The organism is Autumnicola musiva (genome assembly GCF_031846585.1).
GTDB lineage: Bacteria > Bacteroidota > Bacteroidia > Flavobacteriales > Flavobacteriaceae > Autumnicola > Autumnicola musiva.
Genome location: NZ_JAVRHK010000025.1, coordinates 1 through 21,591, shown reverse-complemented (window position 1 = coordinate 21,591; position 21,591 = coordinate 1). Strand labels below are relative to the sequence as shown.

13 protein-coding genes are annotated in these 21,591 nt (G+C 38.1%); 10 read left to right on the top strand and 3 right to left on the bottom strand.

Going from position 1 to position 21,591, the window contains the following annotated elements:
• Nucleotides 1-551 precede the first annotated feature (551 nt).
• From RM539_RS18455 to RM539_RS18420, 8 genes are all read left to right on the top strand, one after another.
• Complete coding sequence (locus RM539_RS18455; RefSeq protein ID WP_311504901.1) at nucleotides 552-3,701, top strand: SusC/RagA family TonB-linked outer membrane protein; 3,150 nt, start codon at nucleotides 552-554, stop codon at nucleotides 3,699-3,701.
• An 18-nt stretch (nucleotides 3,702-3,719) separates the two neighbouring features.
• Nucleotides 3,720-5,186, top strand: a complete 1,467-nt coding sequence (locus tag RM539_RS18450; protein WP_311504900.1) for a RagB/SusD family nutrient uptake outer membrane protein — start codon at nucleotides 3,720-3,722, stop codon at nucleotides 5,184-5,186.
• Between the two features lie 48 nt (nucleotides 5,187-5,234).
• Nucleotides 5,235-6,599: a DUF4832 domain-containing protein gene (locus RM539_RS18445; protein WP_311504899.1), complete on the top strand. Its 1,365-nt coding sequence runs from the start codon at nucleotides 5,235-5,237 to the stop codon at nucleotides 6,597-6,599.
• 52 nt (nucleotides 6,600-6,651) lie between these two features.
• On the top strand, nucleotides 6,652-7,530 hold the full coding sequence (locus tag RM539_RS18440; protein ID WP_311504898.1) for a PKD domain-containing protein: 879 nt from the start codon (nucleotides 6,652-6,654) through the stop codon (nucleotides 7,528-7,530).
• Between the two features lie 88 nt (nucleotides 7,531-7,618).
• Complete coding sequence (locus RM539_RS18435; protein WP_311504897.1) at nucleotides 7,619-8,290, top strand: carbohydrate-binding family 9-like protein; 672 nt, start codon at nucleotides 7,619-7,621, stop codon at nucleotides 8,288-8,290.
• A gap of 361 nt (nucleotides 8,291-8,651) precedes the next feature.
• Nucleotides 8,652-9,722, top strand: coding sequence for an amidohydrolase family protein (locus tag RM539_RS18430; RefSeq protein WP_311504896.1), 1,071 nt, complete (start codon nucleotides 8,652-8,654; stop codon nucleotides 9,720-9,722).
• Nucleotides 9,694-11,787 (top strand): glycoside hydrolase family 36 protein, encoded by a 2,094-nt coding sequence (locus tag RM539_RS18425; protein WP_311504895.1) that lies wholly within the window; start codon nucleotides 9,694-9,696, stop codon nucleotides 11,785-11,787. The genes RM539_RS18430 and RM539_RS18425 overlap by 29 nt, the downstream gene beginning before the upstream one ends.
• Before the next feature lie 121 nt (nucleotides 11,788-11,908).
• Complete coding sequence (locus RM539_RS18420) at nucleotides 11,909-13,681, top strand: DUF4832 domain-containing protein (RefSeq protein WP_311504894.1); 1,773 nt, start codon at nucleotides 11,909-11,911, stop codon at nucleotides 13,679-13,681.
• A 740-nt stretch (nucleotides 13,682-14,421) separates the two neighbouring features.
• Here RM539_RS18420 and RM539_RS18415 read toward each other — a convergent pair.
• The 3 genes from RM539_RS18415 to RM539_RS18405 all read right to left on the bottom strand — a co-directional run bounded on the left by RM539_RS18415 (nucleotide 14,422) and on the right by RM539_RS18405 (nucleotide 18,534).
• A complete protein-coding gene (locus tag RM539_RS18415; RefSeq protein WP_311504893.1) occupies nucleotides 14,422-15,285 on the bottom strand; it encodes an EamA family transporter in 864 nt (287 codons plus the stop codon).
• Nucleotides 15,286-15,365: 80 nt separating this feature from the next.
• Nucleotides 15,366-16,925: a glycoside hydrolase family 31 protein gene (locus RM539_RS18410; protein ID WP_311504892.1), complete on the bottom strand. Its 1,560-nt coding sequence runs from the start codon at nucleotides 16,923-16,925 to the stop codon at nucleotides 15,366-15,368.
• Between the two features lie 76 nt (nucleotides 16,926-17,001).
• Nucleotides 17,002-18,534: a DUF4832 domain-containing protein gene (locus tag RM539_RS18405; RefSeq protein ID WP_311504891.1), complete on the bottom strand. Its 1,533-nt coding sequence runs from the start codon at nucleotides 18,532-18,534 to the stop codon at nucleotides 17,002-17,004.
• Between the two features lie 406 nt (nucleotides 18,535-18,940).
• On the opposite strand from RM539_RS18405, the gene RM539_RS18400 reads away from it, so the two are divergent.
• Together RM539_RS18400 and fbaA are read left to right on the top strand one after the other, a co-directional pair.
• Nucleotides 18,941-20,230, top strand: coding sequence for a sugar MFS transporter (locus RM539_RS18400; RefSeq protein ID WP_311504890.1), 1,290 nt, complete (start codon nucleotides 18,941-18,943; stop codon nucleotides 20,228-20,230).
• A 122-nt stretch (nucleotides 20,231-20,352) separates the two neighbouring features.
• Entirely contained in the window at nucleotides 20,353-21,426 is a 1,074-nt protein-coding gene (fbaA, locus tag RM539_RS18395; RefSeq protein WP_311504889.1) for a class II fructose-bisphosphate aldolase, read from the top strand.
• The last annotated feature ends 165 nt before the right edge of the window (nucleotides 21,427-21,591 follow it).

Sequence of the window (21,591 nt, the reverse complement as noted above, 5' to 3'; positions counted from 1 at the left end):
TGTAATAATTTAATATGTTAAAAAATTACATTATAACATGTATATATTATGTTATAGAGCTTAATCAAAGATAAGAATAAAAAATTTTTGTTAATTGATAAATTAATTTATATTAGCAAAAGGTTTTGAAAGTAAATATTTAAAATTAATATTTCAATTCTATCATTGCTAATGATTTTTTGCTTCTAAATCAGAATTAGGGGAAATTATTTTATTTCGTTGTGTTTTTCAGAGGCAGAAAATTCAATAAACAAAAGAACGGTATGGATGATTGTTGGAGGGGTTCCATTTTTTATAATTTCCTTGCATCCCAATGAGCTGTTTTTTCTCTTGTATGTAATTGAATAATATGCTTTTACAGTATTAAAAAAATTATCCTTGATGTAATTTAAACATAAGTTTAATAATTAATCTGCAAATATGTAAAGGTGGAATTTGGAATGAGCTTTAACAGGCTTAAAACATAATACAGGAGAATAATAAGCTAAAATAATTTTTAAAGCCAGTATTGATAATTATATAAAATTTTTAACCAATAATAATTATATAAAATGAAGAATTTTCTTTTAGTGATATCTAGTATTTTCCTCTTTTATGGATCCCTTCAGGCTCAGGACGATAATATTGATGTTGTCGGAGTTGTTACGGATGCTAAATCTGGTCTTCCACTACCCGGTGTGAATATACTTGAAAAGGGTACTTCAAATGGTGTGATGACCAATTTTGAAGGTGAATTTGAAATTGATGTTCCTGATAATACTGTTTTAGTCTTTTCATATGTAGGTTTTGTAACTAAGGAAAGACAAGTAAATGGTCAAACTCAAATTAATGTGGCAATGGAAGAGGATAAAGCTGCCTTGGATGAAGTGGTTTTGATAGGATATGGTACACAAAAGAAAAAGAACTTAACTGGAGCTATCTCTTCTATAGAAACAGATGATTTGGTGTTGACTGGGGGTGCAGATATAGGAAATATGATAAAGGGAAAAGCGGCTGGATTGAATATTACCCAGAACAGCGCTCAACCTGGGGGTGGTTTGGATATAACAATTCGAGGAGCTGGGTCAATTAATGCTAGTAATGATCCGTTAATTGTAGTTGATGGTTTTCCTATTACAGATTTACAGCAACCCGATACGGGAGGCAGGTATGATGCAGGAACCCAGAGTATACTAAATACTTTTAATCCTAATGATATTGAATCTATAGAGATTCTAAAAGATGCCAGTGCAACGTCTATATATGGGGCCAGGGCAGCTAATGGTGTGATTTTAATAACTACTAAACGAGGCGTACAGGGTAAACCTACTGTACAATACTCTTTTTCCACTTCTTTCCAGCCGTATAACAATCCCTTTGATGTTTTTCCCTTAAACGAATGGATGGAGGTGAGGAATGAAGCCGCCTATGAAGATTGGCTGTTTACGAATAATGTGGCTCCCTGGGGTGAACGGACCTTAGAAGAAGCTCAAGCAGATCCTGTACAAGGTCAATACCAGCAGCTTTATACCCAGAATGCTATTGACAATGTAGGTGAGGGAACTGATTGGGTTGATCTAGTGACCAGGAACGGGATGATAGAACAACATAATATCTCAGTTTCTGGTGGAAGTAAAAATTTTAATTATAGACTTTCAGGTAACTATTTTGATCAGCAAGGGGTAGTTGAAAATTCGGCACTTACTAGGTATACTATTCGGGGAAATTTAGACCAGACTTTTAATGATTATGTCAAGCTTGGATTTAATTTTTCTACAAGTAGAATAAACAATGAAAATAGTTCTCTGGGCGGGGGGAATTGGGAAAATTCTGGTATAATAAGAGCTGCAATGCAACAAGGGCCACATATTCAGGCGGTGGATGAAGATGGTAATTATCCTATTAACCCACAATTGTCCCAACAACCAAACCCTTATTCCTTACTAACGATTACTGATAGGGGGAGGATCGAGAGGACCATGATTAACTCCTTCTTGGACTTAACTCCTTTTGAAGGACTTTTGGTGAGATTAAAGGGCGGAGTAGATCGAGGTCTTACAAATAGATGGAGTTATATTCCGAAAACTACATTACATGGGGCCCTGGAAGATGGAAGGGCTAGTATTTCTGAAGTTGATAATAACCATTACCTAATTCAAGCAACCGCAAATTATAATCGTGAGATTGGGGATGGACATAATTTGGATTTATTAGTAGGACTTTCTGAAGAGCATTTCAAAGATGCTTCTAACAGTAGTGGGAATACTGGATTTATTACTGATGCCTTTTTATGGAATAACCTGAACGCGGGTACGGGCACTAGGAGTGTAAATTCTTATGGCCAGGAAAGAATGATTGCATCATATTTCAGTAGAATCAATTATAATTTCAAAGAAAAGTATCTAGCTACTTTTACTATAAGAACCGATGGTTCCAGTGTTTTTGCAAGGAATAACAAATGGGCCACTTTTCCTTCAGGTGCATTCGCTTGGAATATCACGGAAGAATCATTTATGGATAATATTGATAATATTTCACAGCTGAAATTAAGGTTAAGTTACGGTCAAACAGGAAATGCTTCCATTGGTAGTAATGCGTTTGCGGCTTATTCAGCTTATCCGGCATATCTTTCCGGAGATGATGTAAGAAATATTGGGGTTTCTCTTTCAAGACTTGAAAATCCTAATTTGAAGTGGGAAACAACCACTGAGGCTAATCTTGGAATCGACTTTGGGATATTTAATAATCGAATTAACGGCTCATTAGAATTATACCATAGAATAATTTCTGATCTGTTAGCTACGAAACCTCTTAATTCTTATCATGAAATAAATGCCGTGATTGCAAATATTGGGGAAACAGAAAGTAAGGGTGTTGAAATCACCGTTAATACTCATAATATTAAAAGCACTGACTTTCAATGGAAGAGTACATTTACCTTTTCTAAGTTCAAGGATAATTGGAGAGAGAGGGCTGATGATTGGAAGCCTGCGGTTTATGAAAGTACGAACGATCCCATTAGAGCCATATATAGCAGGATTTCTGACGGCATTATGCAAGAGGGGGATGAAGTTCCTGCTCAGCCTAACTTAGAACCGGGAATGATAAAGCTCGTAGATTTTAATGGTTTTGTAAGAGACGAGGATGGGAACCCTGCAGTTGACGAAAATGGTCGTTTCCTGAGGACTGGAGAACCTGATGGAATAATAGATGAGGCGGATACAAAGCTTATAGGGACTTCAGATCCTGATTTCATCATAGGTTTTTCGAACATAATAAATTACAAGAATTTTGATCTTAAATTCGATTTTAATGGAATGTTGGGACGCAAAATGGTCGACCCCAATTACACTGCTTACGGAGTAAGTGCAGAACCTATTTTTACCTATGGCTATAATGCCCTGAGAACAGTTAAAGATCGCTGGACTCCTGAAAACCCTTCTACAACTCAGCCAAGTTCTTATCATTCATGGTCTGAATACGGGTCTGGGGATTTCTTTTTAGAAGATGCATGGTTCATTCGTTTGCAAAACGTTTCCTTGGGTTATAATCTGCCTCAGACATGGTTTGGAGGTTTAGTGCAGCAAGCGCGTATTCATGCTGATGCTCAAAACCTTTTCGTGATTACTCCTTATGGCGGAATAGATCCAGAAACGGATTCTTATACTGCTGCTTATCCTAATGTCAGTACCTATACATTGGGAATAAACTTAACGTTTTAAAAATAAAAAATAAAAGATATGAAAACACATCAAATAATAATTTTACTTGCTGCTATCATTAGCTTGAATAGTTGTACAAAAGAACTTGAACTGGTAGATTATGGAGAAATTAATCCGGCAATTTTCCCGCAATCAGCAGCCGATGTACAGGCTATGGTTGATGCTTCTTATTATCCGTTACGGGCATCTTGGTGGGATGGAATAAACACACCGTCTGAAAGGGGGATTATGTTTGCAAATGCCTCCACCACTGAAGTTCTAACAGGTGATTTCGGAGTTCAATTAAATGCGAGTTTGCTCAATTTCAACCCGGCAAGTACAGAGATTACATTATTTTATGACTCTTACTACAATAAAATCAGCCGCATGACAACCACAATTGATTATATACAACAAGCAGATGTGAGTGAGGAAATTAAGACAAAAGCTATTGCAGAGGTTCGATGTGCAAGAGGGATGCTGGCCTATTATTTATACGATATGTATGGTCCAATAGTTATAGCACCTTTGGAGGTTTTGAAGAATCCTCTTATAGAAGAGCCCTTGGCAAGACTTTCCCACGATGAAATGGTTAATTTTATTGAGGCTGATCTTCAAGCGGCTGCTGAAGGTCTTCCAACTCCGCAGGAAACGGAATATGGGCGATTTAGTAAAGGTCTTGCAAAAATGCTTTCTATAAGGTTAAATCTTAAAGAAAAAAGATGGGATGAGGTTATTAAACTTTCAGATGAAATCATAGCTATGAATTATTATGAGCTGGATCCTGATTATTTAAGCTTATGGGAATTGGATGGAGCAAGAGGCAGCCAAGAAGTAATCTGGGCTATTCCAAATGATTATGAAGGGACTAGTGAAAACCAATGGCAGATGATGGCGCTGCCATCGAATTATCCAGGCAGAGGGGGCTGGGGAACTGTTCAAAGTACCTGGTGGTTTTATGACACTTTCGAAGATGAGGATGTTCGGAAAACAAATCTTATTGCGGAGTATACTGGAACAGACGGGATAACCTATAATAGGAGCAATCCTGGCACCAACCTTAACTTAGGGCCGCTTCCGCTAAAGATGGATCCTGACGTAGCAAGAACGACTATGCTTTCAACAGTTGACCTTATACAATACCGATATGCAGATGTTCTTCTTTCAAAAGCGGAAGCAATCGCTAACTCTTCTGGTCCAAATGAAGAAGCGATGGAGCTGGTAAACCGGATTCGTAGAAGAGCCGGTTTGGATGATTTTGAATTGAGTAATTATAGCAGTCTATCAGATTTTAATGACATGATCTTAACGGAGAGAAGTCATGAATTTTGGTGTGAGAATGGACAGTACCGTGCAGATCTTATCCGCCATAATAAGCTTATATCTAGGGTTATTGAAGTTACACAATCGCCATACGCAACAGCAACAGATACTGTATATCCCTTTTCTTTGGAAAGGATCAGTGAAGGAAAAGGAGAATTTATTCAAAATCCAGGTTATAACTAATAGTCTGTAATGAGGATAGAACTGAAAACATACAAAATTAGAAGGAAAATGTTTAACGGATTATTGTGGAGCCTGCTCTTTTGTAGTTTAAGTTTGGGTTGTTCTGATTCAGAAACTAATGAAGAGTTAGAAGAAAATAAACCGGAAGGAATAATTTACGCGGAATCACAGGAGATTTTCCCTAATCCAGGCAGAGGTTTCTATGATCATACAGAGGCCCATAATCCAAGTGATGGCTTGACCTCGGCACAAATTGGTTCCCTTAGATCGCAAAATGTATCCTTGATTATTCGGGTTTACTATTTGACCAATTATAGAGAGAAACTAATAGAGCAGGCAATGTTAGAAATGATCAATAGAGATATGGAAGCCATACGTGAAAATGGGGTCAAAGCTATTGTAAGGTTTGCATATACTAATGAAATGGAAGGGGAAGATGCTTCACTGGAAAGAATAGAAGAACATGTGGAGCAGTTGGCTCCTGTGCTTAATTCAAACAAAGATGTATTAGCTTTTATTCAGGCTGGATTTATCGGTCCATGGGGGGAGTGGCACAACTCTACTCATGGACTAACTACTGTAGAAAACGAACGTAAGGTTCTTTTCAAGTTGCTTGAGGAGCTTTCTCCGGATCTCCTGATCCAGGTAAGAACTCCGGGAGCCAAACAAAAGATCTTCGAAACTACGGAGCCTATTGAAGAGTCAATAGCCTACACAGATGAATTTCGTGCCAGGGTAGGTCACCATAATGATTGCTTTATGGCAGGAGTAGACGATTATGGTACATATGGAAACGTAGAGGCCGAGAAAAAATACATCAGCCAGGAAGCCTTATATGTTCCTACTGGCGGGGAAACCTGTCCTCCCCAAGGAGATTATCCAGATTGTTTAAAAGCGCGCAATGAAATGAAACTCCTGAAATGGACCTATTTGAACCGGGATTACTATCAGGCTGTGATTAGTAGATGGGAGGATGCAGGATGTCTGGATGAATTTAAACGTAATTTAGGTTATCGCCTGGTTTTGTTAACTGCAGATTTACCGGAACAAGCAAGGCAACATGAGGCCTATAGATTCGAGATTAGTTTAACCAATAAAGGTTTTGCACCGCTATATAAACCTAAAGTAACTAACCTGGTCTTTCTAGATCAGGAGCAGGGAAAACAGTATTCCTTTGAACTGGATGCATATCTGCGAGAAATAAAACCGGACAAAACCTTTGTGATAGCACAAGAACTGGATTTATCAGAAATCTCAGCTGGAGATTATGAACTTCATCTGGAAATTGCCGACGTATCAGAGAGGTTGGAGCAAAGAGTAGATTACAAGGTGCGGTTGGCTAATACGGACACCTGGGATCCCGGAAGTGGTATGAATAGGCTTCATCAGCAAGTAACTGTGCTGGCAGATTAACCAGATAATTTGAATCTCTAATTTAATTAACAATCATTTTATACTCAATATCATGAAAAAAAATAAATATATAACTTTCCTAAGTATGTTGGTATTAATTCTCAGTGTCTCGTGCAGTACGGAGGAAGATACTTCCAGTGACACAAAAGCTGTTTTTAGTTATGTGACGGATGGATTTCTGGTGAATTTCACCAATTTTTCCAGAAACGCCGAGGAATATCAATGGGATTTCGATGACAATGGAGCTACCTCAGATCGTTCCAACCCGGCTCACGTGTTTCCAGCAAAGGGTGAGTACCTTGTGAGTCTTACTGCAATTAGAGGAGACCAGACGAGTACTTTTGTTGATACCGTTCGCATTACTGGTCCCAATATTAAAATTGATGGAGATTTCACGGATTGGGAACATGTGGAGTATAACTTTGAAAATCCAGAGGGTAGCGAAGGGTCTCTTTTAAAAATCAAAACCTTTGCATCTGGGGATGCGCTGAATTTCTATATAGAGGGAACCCCCGATATGAACCTAGCTGTTATGAATTTTTATTTTGATACCGATAATAACCCAGATACAGGTCACCTCAGTTGGATGTTTCCAGCAGCCTCAGGAGCCGAAATTATGGGTGAAGGATTTTACAATTCCGATGATCCTGCGGCCTCTTCAGGAAATGTAAGCGAATATGCTGGACCCGGAGGTGGAGATTGGACTTGGAATACCATGGCCTCTTTTGCTGAAACCGTAAATTTCTCCGAATTCGATACTAACGATGGAAACAAAGTAATAGAATTTTCTATATCACGTGATATTCTGGGGGAGGATGTTGGAGATGTTGTGAATTTTGCACTTACAGAAAGTGATTCTGGTTATACTCAAATTGGAGCTGTTCCTGCTTTTAGCACACCGGAATCTGCATTTATACCAATTGAGCTATAAGAATATCATAATGGATTTTTAGCTATACATATACATGAGAGAAGAAGTATAAAATTCATCTTGATCAAAAAAAGTTAGAAATGTAGGTATGGATGATTCTGATAGAGGCGAAACAGAAATTATCGAGGTTAAAAAAACTTCTGATTTTGAACTCAACGGTAAAGGAGAAAATCCAAACTGGAATTCTGCGGAATGGATAACTTTACCTCAACGTAATTCATCGGTTGAAAATCAGCTAACTAGAGCTAAAGTATTGTATTCAGAAAATGGTATTTATTTTCTGTTCTATTGTGAAGATAAAGAACTCACTGCTACTATGAATTCTGATTTTGAAGATCTTTGGAATGAAGATGTGGTGGAGGTTTTCCTTTGGCCAAATAATTCCGCCCCGGTGTATTTCGAGTATGAAATTTCTCCTCTGGATTATGAACTTCCAATATTGGTTTCTAATGAAGAGGGTAATATCGTAAGATGGATGCCTTTTCATTATGATTCAGATAGGAGAACTCGCCATGCTACAAGCGTCGAAGGCGGAGAAAAAAGAAGTCACTCAAAAATTTTAAGCTGGAAGGCAGAATTCTTTATACCCTTCCAGCTTTTAAGACCTCTTTTAAATATTACGCCAGGGGTAGGCTCAATGTGGAAAGGAAATATTTGTAGAATTGATTACCAGAGGGAGAAGGCAATTTTATGGTCCAAAGCTCCCATAGAAACTAGTTTTCACGAGTATGAACATTTTGCTAATTTCTTATTTCAGTAAGAAAGCAGAATGATATGAAGAGCTAAAGGAACACCAGATAAATACTCGGACTTTTGAACTAGATTTCTTTAAAATTATCTAGTTTAATTTTTTTCAGGTAGATACCAGCTAAGGAATTATTAAATAAGTCTGTACGCAAAATATAAAAGAATGTGGGATTTTGCTCTAAAGCTTTAATAGAATAAATAATCGAATGATAAAATTTTTTTGGATTTCAAATCAATAATAGAGCTTCCATACTGTGAATTTATTTGTTTAATGTATATTTTCTAATATGGATTTATAGGTAATGGAAGTTTGAGCTAAGAGCCTCATCTAGCAGCTTTCAACGATATGCATTCCACGTAAAAAAAATCAAATTATGATAAGAGAAATTTTTACAACTCTTCTGGCAATAATGACTTTTAGCTTTTCTTTTGGACAAGAAAAGGAAATTCTTTTAAAGGAATATGATCCTGTTTCCATATATAATATTCCAGAAACATTGCCTAAAAAGGCCAAGTTCCCTGTTATTGATATGCATTCTCATCCCTATGCCAAATCAAAAGCAGAAATTGAGAAATGGATTGAAACCATGGATCAGGCTGGAATAGAAAAGACAATAATTCTCACTTACCAGACCGGAGCAGCTTTTGACAGTATCTATGATATCTATTCCAAATATCAAGGTCGCTTTGAAGTATGGTGTGGGATTGATTATACAGGCTACGATGAGCCGAACTGGACTGAAAAAGCTTCAGAAGAACTCCTGCGATGCTATAAAAAAGGTGCACGAGGTGTGGGAGAGTTGGGGGATAAGGGTGAAGGTCTCTCTTATTCTAAACCCACTGCAGCTTCCGGGATGCATATTGATGATGAAAGGATGGATGACCTTCTCAAAAAATGCGGAGAATTGGGAATGCCGGTTAACATTCATGTTGCTGAACCATTCTGGATGTACCAACCTATTGATAAGCATAATGACGGCCTGATGAATGCTCAAGAATGGAAAGTAGACACCACAAAAGGAGGCATACTGGGGCATGCAGCCCTATTGACGACCTTGGAGAATGCGGTCAACAATAATCCGGAGACAACTTTTATTGCCTGCCATTTTGCAAATACAAGTTATGACCTTAATCTTTTGGGCAATCTTCTGGATAAGTCTCCCAACCTGTATGCAGATATTTCGGCACGATATGCGGAGACCGCTCCGATTCCACGTCATGTGAAGAAATTCTTTGAAAAGTACCAGGACAGACTGCTCTATGGTACTGATATGGGACTGGCACCATCAATGTACACCACTACCTTCAGGATTCTGGAGACTGAAGATGAACATTTTTATCAGAAAGATTTGATCAGTTATCATTGGCCCTTGAATGGTTTTGGTTTATCTAACAATGTTTTAAAGAAAGTATACTATGAGAATGCAAGACAAATTCTTCAATAAAAGAAACCTTTTTATTATTGGTTGCGTCCTGCTCGTTGTTGTGGGTATTACAGGCTTCACCATTAAAAAAGGGACCAAAGAACCATCTATGAGGATAACTCATGGGAATCTTGTTTATGAAGTAAATGCTGCATTATATACCCGTATTTCATCAAGCTTTCCCGATAGTAAACCAGTCATGGATGATTACCAGGCCTCAGAAAGGATTACTTTAGATGAGAGGGTTATATCCGATTTTGAACTTAAGGAGTGGCAGGAGAGTAAACTAGACGGAGATTTGCCTGCAAGAGAATGGCTAGTAAAAGGGGTGTATGAAGATAATGGTCTCAAACTGGCGAAGAATTTAAAATTAACTGCGTATGATGATTTTCCCGGTTTGATTGCAGTGGAAGTAGAATATGTCAACCTATCCGAGAAGGATATGTTTATTGAAGAATGGAGGAACGGGAATTATAATATCGTTCCTCAAGGAGATCAACCCCCTTTCTGGGCTTTTCAGGGAAGTTCGTCGTCCCGGCGCAGTGACTGGATCAAACCTCTCGAGCCCGGTTATTATCAGAAGAACTACATGGGGATGAACGATTCGGATTACGGAGGTGGAATTCCTGTTACCAGCGTTTGGAGACCGGATTTGAATGTTGCTGTAGGACATTTGTCACTCGTACCTGAGCTGGTAAATCTCCCAACTGAATTGTTAGAGGATTCTAAGGTTTCCATAGGTATTTCCAAGGAATTCGACGAACGAACCTTATTTAAAGCAGGAGATACTCTTTCCACTTTGGAAACCTTTGTTTCCATAGCCAGGGGAGACTATTATGAGAACCTTGCTAATTACTCTGAACTGATGCAGGCAAAGGGTATAGAAATAGTAGAACCGGAGGAGGCTGCTTTTGAGCCTATATGGTGTGCCTGGGGGTATGGGAGAGAGTTCACAATGGAAGAAGTAATCAATACCCTTCCAAAGGTAAAAGATTTGGGGATAGACTGGGCTGTTTTGGACGATGGGTTCCAGGTTGCTGAGGGCGACTGGCAGCCGGCTGCCGACAGATTTCCTGATGGTGAAGATGCAGTCGAAAACCTGGTTGAAACAATTCATGATCATGGTTTAAAAGCGAAAATATGGTGGACGCCTCTTGCCGCCGATCCTCACAGCAAGTCTCTGAAGAATGTTCCCGGAATGAAAATAAGACTGGAAAATGGAGCACCGCAGTTTATTACCTGGTGGGACGCCTATTACCTTTCTCCCACTAAAGAGAAGACTATTGAACATACCAAAGATCTTCTTGATCTGTTTTTGAATAAATGGAAATTCGACGGACTGAAAATGGATGGGCAGCACATGAATGCTGTGGCCCCTGATCATTCTCTGGAAAAACCGGAAGAATCCGTTAAGGGCCTCCCGGATTTTTTCCATATGATATATGAAGAAGCACGAGAGATCAATCCGGATGCAGTTGTTGAAAATTGTCCTTGCGGTACGGTTATGTCTTATTATAATATGGCGACTACCAACCAAACCGTTTCTTCCGATCCATTATCAAGTTGGCAGATACGCCATAAAGGAAAAACATATAAAGCTCTGGTTCCTAACACCGCCTATTACGGGGATCACGTAGAATTAAGTGATAATGGGAATGATTTTGCAAGCTCGTTTGGTATTGGGGCTGTACTGGGAACAAAGTTTACCGTACCCAGTTCTACCGCGAATGAGGAGGCGGCTGAGTTTATTTTGACCGAGGACAAGGAAACAATCTGGAAAAAATGGTTTTCACTCTATAATGAGAAGATGCTATCTAAAGAAGAGTATCTTGGGAATCTGTATGACATTGGATATGATAAACCTGAAGCCCATGCTGTAAAAAAGCAAGATAGACTGTATTTTGCTTTTTATGCAGATTCTTGGGAAGGAGAAATAGAGTTGCGAGGGCTAGAAAACAATACTGAATACCTTATCCTGGATTATTTCAATCAGGTAGATTATGAGAAGGTAATAGCATCCGACCCCTATATAGATGTAGCGTTTAAAGACTTTATTCTTCTAGAGGCTACTCCAGTAAAAAAATAGTAAAAAATCTTCTGCACTACTTCCAAAGTGGCCATTGAAAAACTTAATTATCATTTTTGAATTATAAGGAATCACTGTTGAAGCTTAAACTTAAAACACTTGTACCAAATAAGATAAGATTATGGAGATAATTTTTAAAAGGAATAGCGCCCTCTTAATTGCTGGTTTAGTGTTAATATGTTTTTTTTGTGCCGGACAGGCTACTGAAGGTGATGATAGGGTAGGCCTGCTTGTGTTGCAAGATCTAGATTATACAGAAAACCCGATTGACATTCCCAATCCGGACAGAGGGTTTTACAGACCTCAAGAATATGTAGTGCCTGTAGATGCAAAAGAAACTCCGGATTTACCTGAATTAGGATCCACTATAACCGGTACAACAGTTTTTGTTAATGCACGTATTATCTATATGTCATTCGACCTGAAAAACTTTTCATCAAATGCTCCTCTCAACCGATTGCCAAAAGGACCTTGGAGTGAAGATGAAAATGTTGAACCAGATTACGGAACAACACAAGCTTTAACACCTGCTGCGTTGGATTATGTTCGGGCAGCACTCCAAAGACTAAGAGAGAGCAAAGCCGTTGCCTTGGTGAAATTTAGTTATGATGGCCGGGGGTATACCTATAATAATAGGAGAGGATATGACGAATTCATTCATGATCCTGAACCAGGGGCACCAAAAGGTCGAAATTGGTATGAAACAGGAGAAGTCAATGAATCTGATTCGTGTGGGATCCCAGGGCATAAAGATAAAAACTGGGTAGAATATCATCTTTGGCAGCTCGGAGGGGTTTTCAGTGAATATGAAGAAAGTATAATGGCTGTTAAAGGAGGTATCTTTGGTCCATGGGGCGAAATGCATTCCTCATCATATTCTGGAAATGCAGAGGATTACCATTGGCTGCTAACAGCATTACTGGATTATGTTCCCGCTTCACGGTCAATTTTAGTGCATGCAGGCGGAGTAATGGGATGGCATAACCTTGAGTATGGTACCAATTACAGCTTTGATAATTTAATGCCCGCTCCAAACCCCGGAACAAAAGCACAGCGTTTCGGTATGTTCAACGATAGTTATTCTGCGGGAGGGAATGATTATAGTGATAATGGCTCGCTTTCGGAAGGGTTTCGATTAATTGGAGGCGAATATAACCGAAATGCCGCTTTAGAGTGGATGAGAAATCAAAATAACTTCTATGGGGGTGAAACCGTTGGGCCTGGTTCTAAGGATAATATCTATCCAAGATTACCGAATGTTCTTTATGAAGCAGCCTATGCTAAAACAACTCATTTAAATACAAGCTATAACCCTAATACTTACGGGCTGTGGGGTGACTTTGTCTATAGTAAAGAAAATATTACTGAACCCTTTACATCTCCTCATGATGGAGTGACTCGAACTGCCATTTTTGATCCGGTTTATAACGGGCGAAACGCGATGGAATATATTCGGGACAGGTTGGGCTACCGGTTAGTACTACGCGAGGCTTATGTAAGTGAATGGGTTAAACCTAATGGCACCCTTAAATTCGAGGGTAAGATTCAAAATGTAGGTTTTGGCAATGTTGTAAACAGGAAAGATGTATCGGTAATTCTGCAAGCAAAAGATAGTTTCAACATATATAAGACATTAACTAACCTTGATGCAAGTCACTGGAAGCCATTTATAAACAATAGGCCAGATAATACTAATGCCTGGCATAAGGTGAACTTCTCGATCAATTTGGATAAATTTGGGGAGATGCCTGCTGGTGATTATGATATATATTTGAAGATCAACGATCCTAAGGAAACCAGTCTCAACAAACGCAGTATACAGTTTGCCAACTATGATATTTGGAATACTTCCTTAGGTGCAAATTTAATTGGTTCCACTACAATTGAACCCTAACCAAATAAATTGAAGAAACAGTATTAAATCCGGTTGACCGTATCTCTATGGTGTTTTTGAGAAAGCCGGAATTATATATACATCAATTTTAAAAAACTTATTAAGTTAATTCTAAATTTGAATAGCATTTAAGCAAGGATTGGGGTGTCGTGTTTAAACTTCCTCTCATTAAAAACAATAATCTATTGGTGCCCAATCCGTATTTTGGATTAGGTTTCATCGGTTGAAGACTCACAGCAAATGCCTCTGTATGTACTAAGTATGAAAAGTGAGATTATAAGCTAATCTTATTTTTTTAAAGACGAAATATGTGAAAAAATTAAAAACAATTACTTAAATCCTATGAAGAGTTGCAGCAATGGTGATTTCGTTTTTAATGGAATAAACGATTTCAGCCGTATTATAAATAAGCTCGGGAATTAGTTGGCATCGGTATGCTTTCTTGTCGATATAAATTTTAAGGGTTTTTGACCTGGAAATACAGATAAGGCTGAATGATATGCTTACTACGAAAAGATATTTTCTCTATATTTTATTCGATCTACCTGTTTAAATCCTTTAATCCAGTCTTATGATAGGTGATAAAAAATGTACATAGTCAAACTCCTTCTTTTGAAGGTAAAAACATACAAGATAGTGTCCTGGTTCAACAATTATTTATTTGGGATTCCCTATCCTGAAAAAGGACTTTATAAGATGAAAAACATATTACTTTAAATTTACTCTAATACCTTAAAAGGTCAAATTGATAAAATAAATATAGCCCCAATAGCTAAAATTAGTCCAATTATTAGAATAGGACCCGGCATGACACCGTAAATAATTAGTGACAACACTATTGTAATTAGAGGTGCAAGTCCTGTAAGAGGCGCCACAATTATTGCTTTCCCATAGCGAAAAGCATAAACGAGGGTTAGGGCACCTATTGCATTTAATACATGTACTATAGCCGCGAGATATGGTCCTTTAAAGCCCCAATTAATCGGTTGACTGAAATCGGTCATCCATAAGGCAAAAGGCGCTAAGATTAGCCCCATTAAAGCCATGTAGAAGAAAATGCTTTCTGCTTTCATGGTTTCATTGGAAAATTTCATAATAAAAGCTTGTAAACCCCAGGCCGCAAATACCAGAATTGAAAGACCAAGCCATAGATATCCTCTTGCATCCGATGCTCCGGGTTCTTGATAGGATAGGAAGAAAATAGCTACCATTGCCGTTGCAATGCCAATCCATTTCAAAAAGGATGTTTTTTCTTTTAAGAGAATTACCGAAAGAAGAATGGTAAGGGCAGGGGAGAGTGATATTAAGGGGAAAATGATATATGCAGGGCCGTCGCGAAGCGCTTGGAAAAGCAGGAGTTGTCCTCCTGCACCAAGAATTCCCACGGCTGATCCCAACAGGATCGAACGTTTATTGGTTTCTATTTTCCACTTTACAAAATATAAGGCGATTACGGCACATGGAATCATGGTTAGTGACCATGTTACATAGCCTAGAGTAGCAGGAAAACCCTCTTTTTCTGGAATTTCAATAAGTGCGCCCCAAACGCCCCAAAAAACCGTTGTAATGATTGCATAAAAGAACCACGAACGTGATTTTCCCATAAACTTTACGATTATAATTTTAGCGATTATTTAATTTTCAGGGAAGAATCATGTAGAACCCTGAGCAATAAAATAGCTGCCTACTTTCTTTCGAAAACAGGCAATTCATTTAGAGCTACTTCTATCTCAATGTTCTTTCCTCCTTTATATATTTTGTCTTTCCAGGTCCACCTTCCTTTGGGTAAAATAACCGTCCTGGAAGAAACACCCCTCTGTAAGATAGGTGCAACAAGAATATCAGACCCTAACATGAACTGATCTTTTATATTATAATAACCCTCTCCAGGGAACTCATATTCCATTGGCCTGACTATTGGTTCGCCATTTTCCGATGCTTGGTGAACTAGATCCATAATAAGTGGTAAATACTGCTTTCTTAGCTCCACCGATTTTTGTACGGCTTCGAAATGTTTTTCATCTAAAACCCTCCAAGGAGCAACTGAAAATTGCATCATGGGCATAAGAGCGTGAACCTGTGCAGATCGTACGATCAATTCCTGATCCACAGCTTCCAGATTAATGAAGGAACCGAATTCCCCGCCTCCAATCATATCAGGAGCATTAAAAGGATAGCCTATAAGACCTTGAAGTAACATCTGGGGGATTAACATCTGAAGATCATCCCAGTTATGACCTTTATCATGTAATCTTTGTGCCAGGGGCTGGCCTCCCATTTTCCAGGATGCTCTATATTCGTTTAAAGGGTACTTCAGACCAAACTTCTGAAAAGTCAGTGTATGTTCATTAGGAGAAACATCTTTAAAGGATTTTAACGGCTGGTCATAGAAGTAACTGTCTCCTGCATCAAATTTAAATCCATCAATACCATAGGTATCCACCAGCCTGTCCAGCTGTTCCTCGTACCAGCTAACCGCACCAGGATTGGTGAAATCAAGGACTCCGCTCGCGCCATTCCACCAGCGAACAATCAAAGGATTGTTGTCGCCCGTAGCTTCTTGAATCAGGTACTTTTTATCCTCCAAATTTCTGTAAACGTCGCTGTCAGGACTAACAAATGGACAAACCCACAGCATCACCTTGAACCCCATCTGATGTAACGAATCTACCATTTCTTTAGGATCTTCGAATCTACCTTCGTGGAATTGCCATTTTCCATAATCCTCTTGCCAGTTGTCATCGATCATTAGAACTCCGGGAGGGAACCCGTTCTTAATGATGTTCTGCGCATATTCGAGGATATCTTCTTGATTTTGATTGTAAATAAGTTCAATCCAGGTATTGTATTGAGGTTTGGTAAAGAGAAGAGTATCTGGTATTTTTCCAGATGCAGGGAAATATTCAGAGGAAGCAAATTGAAAAGCTTCTTTTAAATTACTGTCTTTACTTGATCTTTTAACATCGATAGGAGATCCATAAGAGGCAACTGATATTTCACTTTCACCTATTGTAAATTTTATAGGTGACTCAGACCATATGATCCTTCCTTTATCAGAGAGCAGGAGCGGCTGTATTTGGTTACCTTCATTATTCCCCATCAAGTCTATGGAATATTCCTCATTGGGTTCAAAGGGCATTAAATGCCCCTCCCTTACAACTCCTGCCCACCACTTCTCCTCAGGGAGTAATTCAACGGTGGTAGAATCTGTTATTTCCTGAGCTTTAAGAAAAAAGGATGCCATTAAACAGGTGGTTAATAGAAATCTTTTGTACAAAACTTTTTTCATGCTGGTATATTTATTATATGCACTATCGCTGTTAATCATTCAAGGTTAAGGTCAAATTAAGATCATTGTATCCTGTCTCTTCATCCCATACATCTTTATTTGCTAGTCTGATGGCGTACTCTGGCCGCTCGGCAATGGATGAATTGGAATCAGGTAAAAATATATGGACCGTGTACTCTCCAGCTTCCACCTCCTTCAGGTCAAAACTCTGCTCCAGGTTTATTTCATTGGTCCAAAACCTGATATCGGTTTCCAATGGTAGTCGAATTTCTTTTTGAGTTGAAATATTTTTCAAAACCAAAAACACAGGTCGTTCCTTTACAGGGGAAGCATATCCCACATTTTTAAAATCGAGTTCAATATCAAATTGTTCAGATATACTTATGGTTTCAGGGATCACAGCACGTTGCAGTACCAGACGGTATCCCAGATTCTTTTTAATATCATCCATGCATCCACCATCTACCCAGTCGTTATTTACTTCATTATTATAATCTGCGTTGAGATAGGTGTAATGTAATTTTCTCAAGTCTTCATCGGCCATTCCCCCAGGAGCACAATCATTTTCAGGACTATAACCGTCAGAACAAGTTTCCCCACCTATAACAACCCATTTACTGTCTTCCGCAAAATAAGTTTTAAGGGTTTCTATATCCATACTTGCCGGAGTGTTGGAGTTGCCATAGTCTTTATAAGTGCCAAAATCATCCGCACTGGCAAATAAACAATCATTGTGGATACCTATCCGTGCTTTGTCGGAACCACTGAAAGCCTCATCTTTGGTAAGTGGAGCTGAAGAGGTCTCTGCATCAATGCCGTAAACAGCTCGCTGTTTGATTTGAGGATATCGAACTTGAACCATTATTTCTTTCGGGACAGCGTCCAATAAAGCTTTGAGAACTTCAATTCGATCCTCCCAGTTTTCATCAGTCAATTTCCCCTGATTACCGTTTGAAGAAGCATCACCAAAGTGATCTGTATAATACTGTTCACCCCATATACCAATGAATCCCATCTGAATGGTAAAAATCACGTCTGCATTTGCTGAAAGAATTGGACCAACCTGATCTATATGTTGTAAAATAATCTCCTTTGATGCATCACCATATGGCGGACAAAAAGAACCTTCAGGACAATCTCCAGAACGAGGGGAGACCGTATAAGCAAATCGTGGAATTAGTTTCACCCCGGCTTCTCTTGCGGCATCAAAATCGTCCTGCATGGAGTCAAGGTAATCTTGTGAGATTGGTTGATCTACAAAATCTTCTAATACAAAATAGCGGAATACCAGCGAATTATAGGTCCGGTAGGAGGAACCGTTCGAGGTGGTTTCTTCCCTGTAATTCTTTAAATTTTCTGCTGAAAGCACTTCATAATTGTTTGATGAAACTCTTGAAGCGCGATAGAAGCCTCTTTCTGGATTCACAAAATCCATACTGGATTTTTCAAATGTTATTTCATTTTTAGAAGTAGTAGGTGTTGTTGATTCCTGCACTTCTTTCCCTTCATTTTCATTGCAAGACATAAATAATAGAAGGGTCAATAATGTAACCAATGTTTTCATAATATAGTTTTTATTAAAGATTAATTTGCACCTTTTTGATTAGGATTTCTATGAATTAATAAAAATCCTGTATTTAGGAATAATACTTTCATTTTCTTTGTTTTTTACTTACGCAATATATATAAAAAAAATAGAACGATAAATGACAAAACTATTTCAGGTAGAAATATCTTTGTAAAAATGCAGGAAATTTAACTATTAATTTATCATAAACAATAGATGTTATGGGGTTTTAGCTATTATAAAGTAAATTTTTAAAATAAAATAAATTTATATTTTCACTATAAATAAAAAAAGGAAACGAAAGTTTTGTTTTAATATTTCATGATTTATATATAAATTGGGCTTTTATCGGAAAGACTAGTTGACCGAATAAAATCTGATTATTTAAACAATCAACATAACCATGAACCTAACAGATAGAAAGAAAGAAAACAGTAAACTAAAATCTTCAAATGACTCAACCCGTTCAATTATAATGATCGGAAGTTTGTTTTTTATTTTCGGATTTGTAACATGGTTAAATTCTGTTCTGATCCCTTATCTTAAGATTGCCTGTGAGTTAAGTAATTTTGAATCTTATTTGGTCGCATTTGCTTTTTACATTGCCTATTTAGTAATGGCAATACCATCAGCTTGGGTCCTTAAAATGACTGGTTTTAAAAAAGGGATGTCCGTAGGTTTGGTGGTGATGGCTTTAGGAGCCTTAACATTTATTCCGGCGGCGCTTACCCGAACGTACTATCTTTTTCTAATTGGCTTATTTATTCAGGGAACTGGATTAGCTGTTTTACAAACGGCTGCAAACCCGTATATCACCATTCTCGGTCCTATTGAAAGTGCCGCAAAAAGGATGAGTATAATGGGGGTTTGTAATAAAGTTGCAGGGGGTTTGGCTCCCATTGTTCTCGGTGCCATTGCTCTTAGTAATACAGATGAATTAGTAGCGAATTTGGAATCTATGAATTCTTTAGAAAGGGTTAATGAGTTAAATCAGCTGGCAGCCAGAGTTATTATTCCTTATCTCATTATGACAGGAATTTTGGTGGCTTTAGCCATACTGATTTTTTATTCTTCGCTCCCGGAGGTAGATACAGATAAAAATGATAAATCCGTAGAGAAGTACGATAGCAGCAAAAAAAGCATAATGCAATTTCCTCATTTGTTATTGGGGACATTAGCCATGTTTTTTTACATAGGAGTAGAAGTTATAGCCGGAGATACAGTAATAAGTTACGGACTGTCTTTAGGTTTTGAACCTAAAATAGCGAAATTTTTCACGACTTATACCCTTGTTGCTATGATAGTAGGGTATTTCATAGGCATAATTACGATCCCTAAATATCTAAGTCAGCAGAAGGCGTTAATTATTTCCGCAATTTTAGGAGTTATATTTAGCATAGGTTCATTCCTTTTCGATGGTTTTACTTCTGTTCTTTTGATCGCTCTGCTAGGGCTTGCAAATGCTTTGGTTTTCCCTGCGATTTGGCCGTTAGCCCTGGATGGATTGGGACGTTTTACAAAATTAGGATCGTCTTTATTGATCATGGCCCTTGCGGGAGGTGCAATACTCCCATTGTTATATGGTTATTTAGCTGATCTTCTTGATGCGCAAATGGCATATTTGATACTGATACCTTGCTACCTGTATATTTTATTTTTCGCAGTAAAAGGGTATAAAATTCGGACTACTTAGGTCAAGATGAATTGTAAAGGGAATATTTTAAGACCTGCCTATAAGGTATAGGTTATGAGGAAAATAACATCATTAAAGTTAATCTACAAAAGATAATTGGTTTAAATCAAAAATTTAGAGATATGAGTCACAATATTAATCCAGGCGTAGCTACAGGAAAAGAAGTACAGGAAATATTCAATTATGCCAAGAAAAAGGGGTTTGCCCTTCCGGCGGTAAACGTTATAAGTTCCAGTAGTGCGAACGCTGTAATGGAAACGGCATCCGAATTAAATTCACCGGTTATAATTCAATTTTCAAACGGAGGTGGCCAGTTTAACGCCGGAAAAGGACTTTCTAACGATAATGAAAAATCCGCAATATTAGGTGCCGTTGCAGGTGCAAAACACATTCACGAGCTTGCAGAAGCTTATGGCGCTGTAGTAATCCTACATACTGATCATTGTGCTAAAAAATTACTTCCCTGGATAGACGGCCTTCTTGATGCTAGTGAGAAACATTTTGAGCAATTTGGAAAACCATTGTACAGCTCACACATGATTGATCTTTCTGAAGAACCTTTGGAGGAGAATATTCAAATTTGCAAGAAATATCTTGAAAGGATGAGCAAAATGGGAATGACCCTGGAAATTGAACTTGGGGTTACCGGTGGTGAAGAAGACGGGGTGGACAATACCGATATTGATTCCTCTAAATTATATACCCAACCCGAAGAAGTAGCCTGTGCTTACGAAGAATTAAGCAAGGTAAGCGACCAGTTTACTATTGCAGCTGCCTTTGGTAACGTTCACGGGGTATACAAACCAGGGAATGTAAAATTGACCCCGGTAATCCTGAAAAATTCACAGGAATATATCACTAAAAAATATGGGGTTGAAGAAAACCATATCAATTTTGTATTCCACGGCGGTAGCGGTTCTACAGTTGAAGAAATTCGTGAAGGAATTAGCTACGGGGTGATAAAAATGAATATCGATACCGATCTTCAATATGCTTACCTAGAAGGAATTCGTGATTATATGGACAGCAAAAAAGATTATCTTGCTGAACAAATTGGAAATCCAGATGGTGCAGATGTGCCAAACAAAAAATATTACGACCCAAGAAAATGGTTGCGTGAAGGAGAACTTACTTTTAAAGCCCGACTTAAAAAGGCTTTTGAAGACCTTAATAACGTACAGGCTCTCGGAAAATAGCTTATTATTGTTTATTTTTTTAGTTACTGATTCATATATTAATAGAATTGAAGTCAAAATATCATAAACAAGTTCAAATTTAAGGATAGCTAAAAGGTTACCTACTTTTTAAAATGTAACCTTAAGTTACATTTTTGGAAAAACTGATAATTTGAACTTGTATTG

Excerpts from the sequence above, each read along its gene's own strand:
- RM539_RS18445 (WP_311504899.1), top strand. The coding sequence starts at position 5,235 with ATGTTTAACGGATTATTGTGGAGCCTGCTCTTTTGTAGTTTAAGTTTG.
- RM539_RS18455 (WP_311504901.1), top strand. The coding sequence starts at position 552 with ATGAAGAATTTTCTTTTAGTGATATCTAGTATTTTCCTCTTTTATGGA.
- RM539_RS18440 (WP_311504898.1), top strand. The coding sequence starts at position 6,652 with ATGAAAAAAAATAAATATATAACTTTCCTAAGTATGTTGGTATTAATT.
- RM539_RS18400 (WP_311504890.1), top strand. The coding sequence starts at position 18,941 with ATGAACCTAACAGATAGAAAGAAAGAAAACAGTAAACTAAAATCTTCA.
- RM539_RS18435 (WP_311504897.1), top strand. The coding sequence starts at position 7,619 with ATGGATGATTCTGATAGAGGCGAAACAGAAATTATCGAGGTTAAAAAA.
- RM539_RS18405 (WP_311504891.1), bottom strand. The coding sequence starts at position 18,534 with ATGAAAACATTGGTTACATTATTGACCCTTCTATTATTTATGTCTTGC.
- RM539_RS18425 (WP_311504895.1), top strand. The coding sequence starts at position 9,694 with ATGAGAATGCAAGACAAATTCTTCAATAAAAGAAACCTTTTTATTATT.
- fbaA (WP_311504889.1), top strand. The coding sequence starts at position 20,353 with ATGAGTCACAATATTAATCCAGGCGTAGCTACAGGAAAAGAAGTACAG.
- RM539_RS18420 (WP_311504894.1), top strand. The coding sequence starts at position 11,909 with ATGGAGATAATTTTTAAAAGGAATAGCGCCCTCTTAATTGCTGGTTTA.
- RM539_RS18430 (WP_311504896.1), top strand. The coding sequence starts at position 8,652 with ATGATAAGAGAAATTTTTACAACTCTTCTGGCAATAATGACTTTTAGC.
- RM539_RS18415 (WP_311504893.1), bottom strand. The coding sequence starts at position 15,285 with ATGGGAAAATCACGTTCGTGGTTCTTTTATGCAATCATTACAACGGTT.
- RM539_RS18410 (WP_311504892.1), bottom strand. The coding sequence starts at position 16,925 with ATGGCATCCTTTTTTCTTAAAGCTCAGGAAATAACAGATTCTACCACC.
- RM539_RS18450 (WP_311504900.1), top strand. The coding sequence starts at position 3,720 with ATGAAAACACATCAAATAATAATTTTACTTGCTGCTATCATTAGCTTG.